This window comes from Micavibrio aeruginosavorus, assembly GCF_051245535.1.
Taxonomy (GTDB): domain Bacteria; phylum Pseudomonadota; class Alphaproteobacteria; order Micavibrionales; family Micavibrionaceae; genus Micavibrio; species Micavibrio aeruginosavorus_D.
In genome coordinates this window covers 407,847-420,570 of the sequence record NZ_CP195303.1, presented here as the reverse complement: position 1 = coordinate 420,570, position 12,724 = coordinate 407,847, and the positions used below count along the sequence as shown (strand labels likewise).

Here is a 12,724-nt window from a genome sequence, read left to right as displayed (position 1 = left end):
ACAGCATTTCAAATAAAAACAAAGCCTTGCAGGCGCAGTTTACAGAACGCCACAACACTTCATTCAGCCCCCTGTTTTACAATAGGGTTTGTTGCCACAACCCAGTCGCGTGTTACAATCGGATGCAGGAGCCAGACACCACAATGAACCACCGCACGAAAACAACAACCACAACAACAAACGCCGCCCGCATTACTGCGATGGGTGCGGCGTTGATGGTTTTGGGTGGCGGTGGGTCCGTCGGCCCCGTTCCGGCCCATGCCGCCACGGGCGTGTTGCAGGCGCAAGCGATGATTATGCCCAGCACATTGGCCCTGACCTCGCCGCAGAATTTGAACTTCGGTGCGTTCGCCGTGTCCGGTGGCGCGGGCAGTGTTGCGATTAACACCGCGGGCACCGGAACCTATACCGGCGTAACACAAGTGGCCACACCTGCCCCGTCCGAGGCCAACATCCGCATTTTCGGCGATGTCGGGTCCAGCGTTGTGATTTCCGTGACCGACCCGACCGTGACCGTGTTCAGCGGCGCCAACACGATGCAGGTTGATAATTTTCAAATCAACACCAATGCCGGCGGTGCCATTGAAACCGTAAACATGACCAACGCCACATTGCTGGTCCCCATTGGGGCCACGTTGAATGTGAATGCCGGGCAAGCGGCGGGGTCTTATTCCGGCACGTTTACGGTGTCCGTCATTTATCTGTAATGATGGCCCGGCTGCGTTCGCTTTTATCTTCCAAATATTATCTGGCCTTTGAATTTGCCGCCCTGTTCGGCGGTATGCCGCTTTTGGTTCTGGCGATCAAGGACCGGGGGCTGATGTTGACCCTGCTGTGGGTTGGCTCCATTCTCACCTATCTTTATGTGCGCGAACATCACGGCATGGACCGCAACGATTCCGGGCTGCGTGCCGGCTTGCGCCCGGTGCTGATGCGTTTCGCCCTGTTCGCACCGATCATTGCGGGGATGACATGGGCGTTTATGCCGGATCAATTTTTGTCCCTGCCACTGGAACGCTCATCATTGTGGGTCAAGATCATGGTGTTTTACCCCCTGCTCTCCGTCTGGCCCCAGGAAATGATTTACCGCACCTTCCTGTATAATCGTTATGCGCCATTGTTTGGCCGGGGCCGTATGTTTATCGCGGCCAGTGCCTTGGCCTTTGGCTTTATGCACGTCCTGTTCCTGAATTGGGTCGCATTGGCCATGACGATGATTGGCGGATATTTATTCGCGCGCGATTACGCGAAACACCAATCGCTGTGGCTCGCCTGCATTGAACATGCGTTGTATGGATGTTTGATTTTTACCGTGGGATTGGGAATTTTCTTCTACAGCGGTGCCGCGTGGGGAACGCCGTAAGGATTATTTATAAAACGCCGTGCCCATGGCACGTTCCAACATCGGAACCGGGGCTTTGCTCTGGCTGGACGCCGCATTGACAACAATCCGCCCCGCCGCAATATCATCAACCTTAAACGCGACGGACCACCCGCTTCTTTCCGCATAATTATACAACATGGTCAACGCATTATACGTTTTTCCATGATCCACATAACGCCGTGGGCCGGACGGGTGTGTGCAAAACCCAACACCCAGATCATTCGCCACATCGATCAATTGCGGGCGAATATCCGTGGTGGGCACATCGATGGCACAACAATCCATATCGCGAATATATTGGCTTAAATCCCCCAACGCCGCCTTGTTATACGCCGTGCGCGGGCTGACGTAATATCCGGGCTGATGTACTTTTTCCGGTGCGAACAATTCCATGGTCAGGATGGTGGGCTGAATATTGGCATACGCATCGCGCATCCGCACATCGCTCAGTTTCTGGCGATCGGTTGCGCTGTAATAAATTGTGTTTTTCTTTAAACCGTAATGATTGGCGACACTCTCAACAACACTCATCGTCGGCCTGACGACGTTCGGGCCCTTCAATTCGATATTGATGAAAAGATCATCGGTTTCGGCCCGGGTTGCGTTCATCCCGGAGAGCAGGATCAAGGTTTCTTCCAATGTCGGAATATATTGCCCCATGGGCAGAGGAATGCGCTGCACATCGGCACAATCCATTTCGGAAATAACGTGGCCGAACACCATGTCCTTATCAATCACAACGGGGATCTGGTCACGGGTCAGGAACACGTCAAATTCCACCCCGTCGGCACCATTTTCAATGGCCTGAACAAAGGACAGCAGAGTCTGTTGTGGGGCTTTGCCCTCGGCAAACGGGGTTTCGGTCGTGCGACCATTCCCACGGTGACCAATGATTTTGATCGTCATCCCAAACTCTACCCAGAGGCCCCTTCGTGGAGCTGAATTATTATGTTAATTTGAGGTGCGTTTTTTTAGCTGTTTTTGACCCAGTCCGCAAGATTCTTCTGCTATAACCCGTAAAAAGCCAGACCAAGGTCAAATCAGGGGGCCATATATGAAGTGTCATTTGCTGGGAACCGGGGGGTCCGTCAACACGTTAACCCGCCATAATACCTCACTTTTTTTGGAAAACGGCCCCCCAGAAACAATGGATATGGCGCGCGATGGCCTGCTCATCGACTGTAACGGCGTGTGCGTCCAGCGCTTAACCGCCGCCGGCCTCGCCTTTGAAGACCTCGGCCACGTCTTCCTGACCCATGAACATATCGACCATATCGCCGCCCTGCCCAATTTCATCCATCAAAGCTGGGTCAAGGGGTGCCTGTACCGGGCCGACAACCGCCGCACCCACCCCCTGCATTTCTACGGCAACGCGCCCACCATCCGCGCCGTGCGCGCATTATTGAACGCCGTGAAACTGCCCCAACACCCGCACATGTTCCCGTTTGAATTTCATGAATTAAACGATGCGGGCGGCACCCTCACCGCCGGGTCGATCACCCTGACCTATTTCCCGGTCAATCACGGCCCCACCCCGTGCTTCGGCCTGACCACCGACGGCCCCAACCGCCGCCTCGTCTACTCCGCCGACACCGAACCGGTGCAGGCGATTTACGACCATCTGCGCGATGGCGACATCTTGATCCACGATTGCAACAAGATTGATGTGGAGATCAACCGCGAACACACAACATGGGCGCAGATTGAAGCGCTGTTGCCGTCATTGCCGAATGTAACTGTTTATCTGGTGCATTTGCCGATGTTGGGTGCGGCACAAAATAAAAAGTTTGAGCAGGACGTCACCGCAAAACATGGACCGAGGATCGTTGTTGGCATAGACGAAACATCTATAAATCTATGATTTATATTACTTAAAGTACTTTGTCTAAGTAATAGCCATTTCTTACTAGATAATTCACAAACTCTTTCCCATCATCCGTTATAGAGACGCGATCACCGTCTGGACGCACAAGTCCAAGCCTAAATAGATAAGACAACCACTGCTCAAAGGAAACATTATCATAAAACTTCGTGAACTCTTTTTTGGCCAAGGAGTAATAGCTTTTTTCAATATATTCCCTCGAATATCCATCTGGCACATTTGACACAGCAAGTAAAAATTTTATCTGACTCCCATATACCTCCTTATAAACAATCTCCATCTGCCACATAATGAAACGCTCTATAGCCCAAGCCTTAAGCCATTTCTCTTTATCAGCGACTAAGACATTACTTTCTTGAAACAATCTATCCAAATCAGGGGAAAGTTTTTGATATTTTGCATTCAGATATGCATGCTCAGACAATAGCGTTTCAATAGATATGGCACCACCAGATGGCTGCGAAAGCACACCATCTAAGACAGTAAAATTTCCACTGATATTCCCTGGCGCGCGCTGCGTAATAATAATTTTTCCTGTTGCAGGTTCATACTCCGCGCTTAGTCGCCCAATAAAAGATGACAATGGACTCTTCAGAATTAACAAGCCTACAAAGGCGACAATTGGCCAAGTGAACGAAGAAGAGAGAGATGATAACCAAGCGGGAAAGTTTAAAACTAGCTGCATTAGCACATCAGGAAAGCACTCAGAAACTTTATTTCCGACAAGAGTATACGCTTCCGAAAAAACAACCATTAAACCCAAGCCTCCACAAATTCCTTCACACTCATCTCATCCAGCGCCTTGGAATCCTTGAACAACCCAATCACCTTCGCGGCTTGATCGGCACTGTAATGCGCCTTAATCGCCGCTTCGAACTTGGCTTCCAGAACCGGCATGCCCTCGGCCCTGCGGCGGCGGTGGCCGATGGGGTATTCGATTTCGATTTTGGCGGTGGATGTGCCGTCCTTGAAGAAGATTTGGACCGCGTTGGCGATGCTGCGTTTATCCGGATCGTGGTAATCGACGCTGTAGCGCTTATCTTCGACCACTTCCATTTTATCGCGCAGCATTTGAATGCGGGGGTCGGCGGCGACGTCGTCCTCGTAATCCTCGGCGACCAGATTGCCTTTGATCAGCGGCACGGCGACCATATATTGCAGGCAATGGTCGCGGTCCGCCGGGTTGTGCAGCGGGCCGGTTTTGGAAATGATGCGGATGGCGGCTTCGTGCGTGGTCAGGACGATTTTTTCGATATCGTTCAGGCGGTCTTTCACTTCGGCATGCAATTGAACGGCGGCTTCGACCGCGGTCTGGCTGTGGAATTCGGCGGGGAAGGAGATTTTGAACAAAATCTGTTCCATCACGTATGAGCCGTAGGGGCGTTGGAATTTGAATTCATTGCCCTTGAACAGCACGTCATAGAAACCCCATTTCGATGCGGTCAGCACGCCGGGGTAGCCAATTTGCCCCTGTTGCACGACGATCATGGCCAGACGCACGGCGCGGGATGTGGCATCGCCGGCGGCCCAGCTTTTACGCGGGCCGGCGTTCGGCGCGTGACGATAGGTACGCAAGGCTTGCCCATCAACCCAAGCATGGGACAGCGCATCGACAATCTGGTCATACGACCCACCCAGCATTTGCGTGGCGACCGCCGTTGACGCGACCTTGACTAGCACGACGTGATCCAGCCCAACGCGGTTGAAAGAGTTTTCGAGCGCGAGGCAGCCCTGAATTTCATGCGCCTTGATCATTGCGGTTAAAACATCGCGCATTTTCATGTTCGGCATATATTGCGCGATAGACAGGATGGCGCCGAGGTTGTCAGACGGGTGGCCCCATTCCGCCGCCAGCCACGTGTCGTTGAAATCCAACCACCGCACCATGCACCCAATGTCAAACGCGGCCTTCACCGGGTCCAGCGCATGAGGCGTGCCCGGCACGCGCACGGCGTTCGGCACAACCGTACCCGGCACAACCGGGCCCAGCATTTTCGTGCAGGCCGGGAATTTCAGCGCCAAAATACCGCACGCCAACGTGTCCATCAGGCAGTAGCGCGCGGTTTGATACGCTTCGTCACTGTTTACCTGATACCCCGTCACATAATCGGCGATATCGGTCAGGACGGTATCCGGTGCGGGGCGGTTGTTCAAATCGACGTTGGCGGACATTGTGGTTACTCCCGGTAAGGTTTTTATTGAATATTAAAAAGCTGATGGAACCCATCAGACAGGAACTGGATCGACATGGCGGCCAGCAAAATGCCCATGACACGGGTGACGATGCCATAGCCCGTGGGGCCGAACATGCGCCCCAAAAACCCGGCGAAGAACAAACACGCCAGCGCAATCAGCATCACGCACGCCGTGGCCGTCATCACCGTGGCGTAATCGACCATGTTTTTGGACGATGTCGCGAACATGACGATGGCGGTGATGCACCCCGGCCCCGACAATAACGGAATGGCCAGCGGGAAGACGGCGATATCGCTGCGGTCCTTATACGCGGATTTTTCGGAATTTAATTGGTCCGGGTCGTGGAAGCCCATGATCATGCGGAACGCCGTGACGAACAGCAAAATCCCCCCCGCCACCCGGAACGCGGGCAGCGAAATGGACATGTGCCGCAAGAGCGGTTCCCCCACCACACTGAACGTGGTCAGGATAATGGCCGCGATCACCACCGCCTTCACCGCGATCTTTTTCTGCATCGCCTTGTCCAGCTTGTTCGTCAACGCGGCAAACACCGCCGCCGTGCCGAACGGGTCGACCACAACGAACATACTGACAAAGGCCGACAGGAAAAGATCGGGTGACATGATGACGCGGTTTCTTTCCGGGTTAACGCTGGTTCACGGGAACAAAATTCCGCGTCGTCGGACCGGTGTAATCGGCGGACGGGCGGATCAGTTTGTTATTGGCGCGTTGTTCCATGATATGCGCGGCCCAACCGGACACGCGGGACATCACGAAAATCGGCGTGAACATCGGGGTTGGCACACCCATAAAGTGATAGGACGATGCCGAATAGAAATCGAGGTTCGGGAACAGATGTTTTTCATCCCACATCAATTTTTCGATGGCTTCGGAGACCGGGTACAAAGTTGTGTTGCCCGCATCATCGGCCAGTTTCTTCGCCCATGATTTAATGACAACGTTGCGCGGGTCGGCTTCGGTATAGACACGGTGGCCAAAGCCCATGATCAGGTCTTTGTTCGCCATCATTTGTTTGACGCCTGCGGTAGCGGCCTCGGCGCTGTCGAATTTTTCGATCAATTCCATGGCCGCTTCGTTCGCGCCACCATGCAACGGGCCGCGCAAGGCCCCGATGGCCCCGGTGACCGCCGAATAAATGTCCGACTTGGTCGATGTGATAATGCGCGCGGTGAAGGTGGACGCGTTAAATTCATGTTCCGCATACAGGATCAACGATACGTTCATCGCCTTGTGATGCAGGGCGGATGGTGCCCGGCCATGCAGCAACATCAGGAAATGGTCGGCAATGCCCTCGCCCGCACTGTTGCACTCAATGCGCTTGCCATTCTGGGCAAAGTGCCACCAGTAGCACAGCACCGCCGGGTAAATACCCAGCAGACGGTCGGTGACATGGTATTGATCGCGGCTGGCATCTTCCATCTCGATATTGCCGAGGAAAGACGTCGCCGTGCGCATCACATCCATCGGGTGCGCGTTGGCCGGAATATGTTCCAAAACGTTTTTCAACGCTTGCGGCACATCGCGGAAGGATTTCAAACGGACCTTGTAATCCGCCAATTGTTTGGCGTTCGGCAATTCACCGTAAACCAGAAGATACGCAACCTCTTCAAACTCTGCATGTTCGGCCAGTTCATAAATGGAATAGCCGCGATATTCGAGCGTATGCGCCCCACCAGCGGCAGAAATTTTCGTTTCCCCGGCCACGACCCCGGCCAGACCGCCGGTCTTTTTTACAACGGGTTTTACGGCTGCGTTTGTCATCTTTTTATCCTCACTGTTAGCACCCCGATTCTGTAGCAGGTGGGCCGGGGAAAGTCTTTGTTCACCGCACAAAAACTTCAGGCTTTTCAACGGGTTTTCGGGACGGGTTGCGCTTAACGCTTATGTCAACTATGGTCCCCGCATCCGAACAGTGTGAGAGTTCCTAGAAACCATGAAAAACAAAGCCGCCCTTCTGACCCTATCCCTGATTTTTTCCGGCTGCGCCATTCAATCGAGCGCGCCACAGATTGAAATCGCCCCCACCCCACAAGCACCGCGCGTTTTCAACATGGCCGATGTGGGCCGCCCGGGCACGTTGGCCATCTATAAAGACAGCGGCATGGTTGAATATACCGAACCATCGGCAACGCCGAATGAACCGCCGACGATTGTTGTTTACCCGTGCGAAAAATACACAACCATTCGCATGACCGAAGGGATTATCAACTGGCTGAACGAACCGTTTGACCTGACCCCAAAAAACATGCACCTGCTGAAACAGGCCGAGGCGTATATCAAAATGTTTGAGGACACGAACGCGGCCTGTAACGCATCCGCCCGCCCGGCACCGCATGATGTACAGGCAACCATTCACGACGCTTTGGTCGATGCCCGCATGGCCTTGAATGTTGCCAAGATCCGTGTGAAAGCTCAGCAGCAGAATGCTCCGCAGCCGTAATAAACAAAACCCCGGTCAAACCGGGGTTTCTCTTTACTTTATTTCGTCCGTACATTCCGGAACGGCCTCATCACTGCCATACACCACGCGGGCATATTCGAACATGACGCCCGTATAAACAATGTCACCTTCATGTGTTTCAAAAACTTTTTGGAAATCACATCCCAATTTTTCACATTGGTTTTCGGTCATCGCCGCGTCAATCTGCGCCTTGCGGTTGGCATCATATGCCTCTTCCCCCGCGAAATGGGCGCAGGCATTCATGCGGTTGAGCAAGGCCTGAATATCCGCCGGGCATTCATCCAGCGCGTATTGGGTTTTAAACGGGAACGGATCGCCCGTCATGCAGGTCGCGGCATGGGCCGCACCCGAAAAACCAACACTCAACAACGCCGCAAAAATAATTTTCTTCATTTATTTCTTCCCGAATAATGCATCCAGTTTCTGTTCATACGCGTAGTAATCAAGAACCTTGTACAATTCCTCACGCGTTTGCATGGATGGAACAGCGTCTTTCTGTGTGCCGTCCTGGCGAATGGTGGCATAAACCATTTCCGCCGCGCGCGACATGGCACGGAAGGCGCTGAGCGGATACAGCGTCATATCCACACCCGCGTCGGCCATTTGGGCCGTGGTGTAATATTCTGTTTTGCCAAATTCGGTCAGGTTGGCCAGCACAGGAACCTTCACCGCGTCTTTGATTTTCTTATAATGTGACAGATCGGTCATCGCCTCGGCAAAAATCATGTCGGCCCCGCATTCAACGTAATGAACGCAACGTTCAATGACGCCGTCCAGCCCCTCACCCGCCAGCGCATCGGTGCGCGCCATGATCAACAGGTCAGACCGCGCATCCACGGCGGCCTTCACCCGGTCGCCCATCTCGAACTTATCAACCAACTCCTTGCCCGGACGGTGGCCGCAGCGTTTTTGCGCGACTTGATCCTCAATATGCACACAGGCAACGCCAGCGCGTTCAAATTCACGCACGGTGCGCGCGATATTAAACGCCCCGCCCCACCCGGTATCAATATCGACCAGCAACGGCAGATCAACACGCCCCGTAATGCGACGCGCATCTTCCACCACATCATTCAATGTCGTGACCGCCAGATCGGGCAGGCCGAACGACGCATTCGCCACGCCCGCACCGGACAGATAGAGCGCCTTAAACCCCGCCTCCCGCGCCAGCAGGGCCGCATAGGCATTGATCGCACCAACGATCTGCAGCGGCTTTTCGGCAGCAATGGCGGATTTAAAGGCGTGGGATGGGGTCATGGCAATGCTCCTACACATACGGCTAATTCATTGAAAGAATAGGTGTTTTGAAAGTAAACACCAGCCCAAAATGCCCCCGCCCCTCACTTTTTGACAGATTATGAAAGGAGGCCTATTCTCCGCAAAATTATCAAAAATGGGACGGTTCACAATGACAAGCAAAACACCCAAACTCCCTTGGTATTTGCGCAGCAATAAAGCCCTCGGTCTGGCCCTGGTTTTTGGCGCGGCTGTTGCCGCCTATAACGGCGCGATGATCGGCGAGCGGGATGCAACCCACACCGCCTTGAAATCCATGACGCCCGAACAAGCGCACACCGCGCATAAAGACCTGTGCGTTCGCCGCCATGCCTTTAACATCGTGTGGGAACAAGCCTATACATTAAAAGCAGGCGATCAGAACCGTGACGAAAATTTCACCGTTCCCATCCACCCACATTCCACTGCGGTTAAAAATTGCACTGAATCCGAGCATGCGAAATCCATAAAATCCGCTGCAACAGCCATGAGCATCAACAAATCTATGGTCTTGTTTGGGGGCATGGTTGGGCTTTATGCCGTTGGCGGATTGGTTTGGCGCTCCCGCCGACTGGACGCACCGAAGCCGTAATTTTTTGAAACTATTTAATCCCCAAGGGGAAATAGAAAAATGACCGACGATCTTGATAACAAAAGCCGCATTCTCATGGGCGTGATTAGCATCAGCTTCCTGTTTATGGCCGCCGCAACGCCTTCGATTATTTCAGACAGCAGAAAAAATCTAGACGATTTGGGCGCCCTCCCCGATAACGATATCAAAACACGTTATGCGGACATGTGCATACAGCGCGAAGCCAAAAAGATATTCGAAACAGTTGTAAAAACCATGGGCGCAGATGGCCCACACACGGTAACCATCACAGCAAATCCGGATTCAGAATCCGTCAAATCCTGCCCACAAAAAATGCACAGTGTCAGCCTTCACATCGCAAAAGCTGCTCACCACTCCAACATATCCGTTGGCCTCGCCAGCCTTGTCTTGGGCGCAGGATTTGGTTATTTGGCTCTGGGCAACCGCAAAAAGAATGAGCCGAAACCAACGTAATCGTTAAATGGATAAATCAGATGACCGATACAAATAACAAAAAAACAAAAATGGCCTTCAATATTGTAACCGGCCTTCTTATGACGGCAGCCGTTGGCGTGGCCGGCACTGGATTTATCAGCGTTCACAACACGCTTTCAGTCGACGACGCGCGCATGAACGCCATGTCGAAGGACGAAGTGCACACCCACTATCAGAAACATTGCGTAAGCCGTGAGACCGACAGGCAGTTGGAGTGGTATTACGATGGCAAAGAAACAGTAGCGGACCCCGTTCGTATTTTGGTAGATCCACAAGACCCATCAATTGCGCAATGCGCCGAGAAAGCGTGGACAAGCCAGGTTGAAATGAGCGGAAAGGCTTTAATTATTACCCGCCTATGCGGCCTGGTCGCCCTCTTCGCTCTTACCGGGGCCGGAAGCCTTGCTTACACAAGCTATAAGAAAAAGCGCGAAACCGCGCACAACGACATGAATGGCCCGCAATAAACACACCAGATAATAAAATAAAAAACCCGGCCAGTGCGCCGGGTTTTTATTATCCTATTTCGCCGCCAACCGCGATGCCCCGTCCAGCCGGATCACCGATCCGTTCAGGTAAGCGTTATCCACGATATGCAGTGCCAGCTTGGCAAATTCATCCGGTTTCGCCATACGGGATGGGAACGGAATATTCGCTGCGATGGAATCCTGTAACTCCTGCGATATGGTGCCGATCATCGGGGTTTGCACCGCGCCCGGCGCAATCGCCATAACGCGCACGCCCAGTTTGCCCAGATCGCGTGCGGCGGGCAGTGTCATGCCAACGATGCCGCCCTTGGACGCGCTATACGCCACCTGCCCCATCTGGCCTTCGAATGCGGCGATGGAGGCGGCGTTGATAATCACGCCGCGCTCGCCATCATCATTCACAGGCTCCAGCCCCGTCATCACCCCGGCAACCAATCGCATGGTGTTATAGGTGCCGACCAGATTGACGTTGACCACCTTCATAAAATGATCCAGATCCGCCGGGCCATCACGCCCGACGATCCGTTTGCCCAGCAAGATGCCCGCGCAGTTGATGAGAACACGGGGACTTCCCGATTTTTCAATCGCGGCCTTCACGCTGTCTTCATTGGTTACATCGCATTGCACGGCCACGCCGCCAATGTCTTTCGCCACAGCCTCTGCGGCGGGCAGATTCATGTCCCACAACACCACTTTGGCTCCGGCCTTGGCAAAGACACGCGCCGTTTCGGCGCCCATGCCGGACCCGCCGCCGGTGATGATGACGGTTTGATTTTGAATATCCATTATGCACTCTCCTTCGCGATTTCGCGGGCGATCACCATGCGTTGAATATCGCTGGTTCCTTCGTAAATTGTGGTCACGCGAACATCGCGGTAAATACGTTCCACCGGAAAATCGGCCAGATATCCATAGCCACCATGAATTTGAATGGCGTCATGCACAACCTTCTCCGCCATTTCCGAGGCGAACAATTTCGCCATGCAGGCTTCCCGCGTGCAGGGCAATCCCGCATCCTTCATCCGCGCGGCGTTATGAATCATCAATCGCGCGGCCTCGATCTGCGTCGCCATATCGGCCAGTTTGAACGCCACCGCCTGATGATCCATCAGGGATTTACCAAAGCTTTTGCGGTCCTTCGCATAGAACAATGCCGATTCATACGCCGCCCGTGCCATGCCGAGAGATTGAGAGGCAATGCCCAGACGTCCGCCTTCCAGATTGGCCAGCGCAATCGCGTAGCCCTGCCCCTCTTCACCCAGACGGTTGGCGGCGGAAATGCGCATATCATCGAAATTCAGGGCGCAGGTATCAGACGCATGCTGCCCCATTTTTTCTTCGATCCGCGTGACGTTATACCCCGGTGTATCGGTGGGCACGATAAAGGCGGACATGCCCTTTTTCCCGGCATCGGGGTCCGTCACGGCAAAGACGATAATCACATCGCCATTTTTACCCGATGTAATAAACTGTTTTGCGCCGTTGATAATATAATCATCACCATCACGGTACGCGCGCGTGGTCATGGCGGAGGCATCCGACCCCGCACCGGGTTCGGTCAGGGCAAATCCGCCAATCCATTTCCCTTGCGCCAACGGTTTTAAAAACCGTTCCTTCTGCGCATCATTGCCGTATTTCAGGATACAGGTCGAAGACGGTGACGAATGCACCGACATAATGGTGGACAATGCCCCATCGGCGGCGGCGATTTCCTCAATCGCCAGACAGAAATTCAGAACGCCCGCATCGGCCCCACCCCATTCGTCGGGGATCAGCATGCCCAGCAAGCCAAGTTCGGCCATGGCGTCTAATTGTTCACGGGGAAACATGGCAAACTGGTCACGCATGCGCGCGCTCGGGGCAATTTTGTCCCGGGCCAGATCCCGCACCATATCACGGATAGATTTTTGCTCTTCGGTCAACATGGGCG

16 protein-coding genes are annotated in these 12,724 nt (G+C 53.7%); 7 read left to right on the top strand and 9 right to left on the bottom strand.

What is annotated here, in order from left to right; all coding sequences use genetic code 11:
- Positions 1 to 143: 143 nt before the first annotated feature.
- Both ACSC94_RS02130 and ACSC94_RS02125 read left to right on the top strand, forming a co-directional pair.
- Complete coding sequence (locus tag ACSC94_RS02130) at positions 144 to 707, top strand: DUF4402 domain-containing protein (protein ID WP_435641425.1); 564 nt, start codon at positions 144 to 146, stop codon at positions 705 to 707.
- Complete coding sequence (locus tag ACSC94_RS02125; protein WP_435641424.1) at positions 707 to 1,363, top strand: CPBP family intramembrane glutamic endopeptidase; 657 nt, start codon at positions 707 to 709, stop codon at positions 1,361 to 1,363. The genes ACSC94_RS02130 and ACSC94_RS02125 overlap by 1 nt, the downstream gene beginning before the upstream one ends.
- Positions 1,364 to 1,366: 3 nt before the next feature.
- Here the strand turns inward: ACSC94_RS02125 and ACSC94_RS02120 are convergent, their stop codons facing one another.
- On the bottom strand, positions 1,367 to 2,290 hold the full coding sequence (locus ACSC94_RS02120; RefSeq protein ID WP_435641423.1) for a glycerophosphodiester phosphodiesterase: 924 nt from the start codon (positions 2,288 to 2,290) through the stop codon (positions 1,367 to 1,369).
- Positions 2,291 to 2,537: 247 nt separating this feature from the next.
- On the opposite strand from ACSC94_RS02120, the gene ACSC94_RS02115 reads away from it, so the two are divergent.
- Positions 2,538 to 3,245 (top strand): MBL fold metallo-hydrolase, encoded by a 708-nt coding sequence (locus ACSC94_RS02115; protein ID WP_435641422.1) that lies wholly within the window; start codon positions 2,538 to 2,540, stop codon positions 3,243 to 3,245.
- Between the two features lie 10 nt (positions 3,246 to 3,255).
- On the opposite strand, the gene ACSC94_RS02110 is transcribed toward ACSC94_RS02115, so the two are convergent.
- Genes ACSC94_RS02110 through prpC form a run of 4 tightly spaced genes read right to left on the bottom strand, consistent with a single transcriptional unit; the run spans position 3,256 to position 7,244 of the window.
- Entirely contained in the window at positions 3,256 to 4,020 is a 765-nt protein-coding gene (locus ACSC94_RS02110; protein WP_435641421.1) for a hypothetical protein, read from the bottom strand.
- Positions 4,020 to 5,438, bottom strand: coding sequence for a bifunctional 2-methylcitrate dehydratase/aconitate hydratase (locus ACSC94_RS02105; protein ID WP_435641420.1), 1,419 nt, complete (start codon positions 5,436 to 5,438; stop codon positions 4,020 to 4,022). The genes ACSC94_RS02110 and ACSC94_RS02105 overlap by 1 nt, the downstream gene beginning before the upstream one ends.
- A 23-nt stretch (positions 5,439 to 5,461) precedes the next feature.
- Entirely contained in the window at positions 5,462 to 6,085 is a 624-nt protein-coding gene (locus ACSC94_RS02100) for a MarC family protein (protein ID WP_435641419.1), read from the bottom strand.
- A 22-nt stretch (positions 6,086 to 6,107) separates the two neighbouring features.
- Positions 6,108 to 7,244, bottom strand: a complete 1,137-nt coding sequence (prpC, locus tag ACSC94_RS02095; RefSeq protein ID WP_435641418.1) for a bifunctional 2-methylcitrate synthase/citrate synthase — start codon at positions 7,242 to 7,244, stop codon at positions 6,108 to 6,110.
- A gap of 172 nt (positions 7,245 to 7,416) precedes the next feature.
- On the opposite strand from prpC, the gene ACSC94_RS02090 reads away from it, so the two are divergent.
- Complete coding sequence (locus tag ACSC94_RS02090) at positions 7,417 to 7,923, top strand: hypothetical protein (RefSeq protein ID WP_435641417.1); 507 nt, start codon at positions 7,417 to 7,419, stop codon at positions 7,921 to 7,923.
- Positions 7,924 to 7,956: 33 nt separating this feature from the next.
- On the opposite strand, the gene ACSC94_RS02085 is transcribed toward ACSC94_RS02090, so the two are convergent.
- Together ACSC94_RS02085 and prpB are read right to left on the bottom strand one after the other, a co-directional pair.
- Positions 7,957 to 8,337, bottom strand: coding sequence for a hypothetical protein (locus tag ACSC94_RS02085; protein WP_435641416.1), 381 nt, complete (start codon positions 8,335 to 8,337; stop codon positions 7,957 to 7,959).
- The gene (prpB, locus tag ACSC94_RS02080) at positions 8,338 to 9,201 is read right to left on the bottom strand and encodes a methylisocitrate lyase (protein ID WP_435641415.1); all 864 of its coding nucleotides are present in this window, start codon (positions 9,199 to 9,201) and stop codon (positions 8,338 to 8,340) included.
- 151 nt (positions 9,202 to 9,352) lie between these two features.
- Between prpB and ACSC94_RS02075 the strand changes: the two genes are divergently transcribed.
- From ACSC94_RS02075 to ACSC94_RS02065, 3 genes are read left to right on the top strand one after another with little or no spacing between them, the layout of a single operon-like run.
- Complete coding sequence (locus tag ACSC94_RS02075) at positions 9,353 to 9,811, top strand: hypothetical protein (protein WP_435641414.1); 459 nt, start codon at positions 9,353 to 9,355, stop codon at positions 9,809 to 9,811.
- A gap of 39 nt (positions 9,812 to 9,850) precedes the next feature.
- Positions 9,851 to 10,285, top strand: coding sequence for a hypothetical protein (locus ACSC94_RS02070; protein ID WP_435641413.1), 435 nt, complete (start codon positions 9,851 to 9,853; stop codon positions 10,283 to 10,285).
- Between the two features lie 20 nt (positions 10,286 to 10,305).
- A complete protein-coding gene (locus tag ACSC94_RS02065) occupies positions 10,306 to 10,773 on the top strand; it encodes a hypothetical protein (protein ID WP_435641412.1) in 468 nt (155 codons plus the stop codon).
- A 54-nt stretch (positions 10,774 to 10,827) separates the two neighbouring features.
- Here the strand turns inward: ACSC94_RS02065 and ACSC94_RS02060 are convergent, their stop codons facing one another.
- Together ACSC94_RS02060 and ACSC94_RS02055 are read right to left on the bottom strand one after the other, a co-directional pair.
- Positions 10,828 to 11,580: an SDR family NAD(P)-dependent oxidoreductase gene (locus ACSC94_RS02060; RefSeq protein ID WP_435641411.1), complete on the bottom strand. Its 753-nt coding sequence runs from the start codon at positions 11,578 to 11,580 to the stop codon at positions 10,828 to 10,830.
- The gene (locus tag ACSC94_RS02055) at positions 11,580 to 12,719 is read right to left on the bottom strand and encodes an acyl-CoA dehydrogenase family protein (protein WP_435641410.1); all 1,140 of its coding nucleotides are present in this window, start codon (positions 12,717 to 12,719) and stop codon (positions 11,580 to 11,582) included. Before ACSC94_RS02055 ends, ACSC94_RS02060 begins: the two co-directional genes overlap by 1 nt.
- Between the last annotated feature and the right edge of the window lie 5 nt (positions 12,720 to 12,724).

Excerpts from the sequence above, each read along its gene's own strand:
- ACSC94_RS02130 (WP_435641425.1), top strand. The coding sequence starts at position 144 with ATGAACCACCGCACGAAAACAACAACCACAACAACAAACGCCGCCCGC.
- ACSC94_RS02125 (WP_435641424.1), top strand. The coding sequence starts at position 707 with ATGATGGCCCGGCTGCGTTCGCTTTTATCTTCCAAATATTATCTGGCC.
- ACSC94_RS02120 (WP_435641423.1), bottom strand. The coding sequence starts at position 2,290 with ATGACGATCAAAATCATTGGTCACCGTGGGAATGGTCGCACGACCGAA.
- ACSC94_RS02115 (WP_435641422.1), top strand. The coding sequence starts at position 2,538 with ATGGCGCGCGATGGCCTGCTCATCGACTGTAACGGCGTGTGCGTCCAG.
- ACSC94_RS02110 (WP_435641421.1), bottom strand. The coding sequence starts at position 4,020 with ATGGTTGTTTTTTCGGAAGCGTATACTCTTGTCGGAAATAAAGTTTCT.
- ACSC94_RS02105 (WP_435641420.1), bottom strand. The coding sequence starts at position 5,438 with ATGTCCGCCAACGTCGATTTGAACAACCGCCCCGCACCGGATACCGTC.
- ACSC94_RS02100 (WP_435641419.1), bottom strand. The coding sequence starts at position 6,085 with ATGTCACCCGATCTTTTCCTGTCGGCCTTTGTCAGTATGTTCGTTGTG.
- prpC (WP_435641418.1), bottom strand. The coding sequence starts at position 7,244 with ATGACAAACGCAGCCGTAAAACCCGTTGTAAAAAAGACCGGCGGTCTG.
- ACSC94_RS02090 (WP_435641417.1), top strand. The coding sequence starts at position 7,417 with ATGAAAAACAAAGCCGCCCTTCTGACCCTATCCCTGATTTTTTCCGGC.
- ACSC94_RS02085 (WP_435641416.1), bottom strand. The coding sequence starts at position 8,337 with ATGAAGAAAATTATTTTTGCGGCGTTGTTGAGTGTTGGTTTTTCGGGT.
- prpB (WP_435641415.1), bottom strand. The coding sequence starts at position 9,201 with ATGACCCCATCCCACGCCTTTAAATCCGCCATTGCTGCCGAAAAGCCG.
- ACSC94_RS02075 (WP_435641414.1), top strand. The coding sequence starts at position 9,353 with ATGACAAGCAAAACACCCAAACTCCCTTGGTATTTGCGCAGCAATAAA.
- ACSC94_RS02070 (WP_435641413.1), top strand. The coding sequence starts at position 9,851 with ATGACCGACGATCTTGATAACAAAAGCCGCATTCTCATGGGCGTGATT.
- ACSC94_RS02065 (WP_435641412.1), top strand. The coding sequence starts at position 10,306 with ATGACCGATACAAATAACAAAAAAACAAAAATGGCCTTCAATATTGTA.
- ACSC94_RS02060 (WP_435641411.1), bottom strand. The coding sequence starts at position 11,580 with ATGGATATTCAAAATCAAACCGTCATCATCACCGGCGGCGGGTCCGGC.
- ACSC94_RS02055 (WP_435641410.1), bottom strand. The coding sequence starts at position 12,719 with ATGTTGACCGAAGAGCAAAAATCTATCCGTGATATGGTGCGGGATCTG.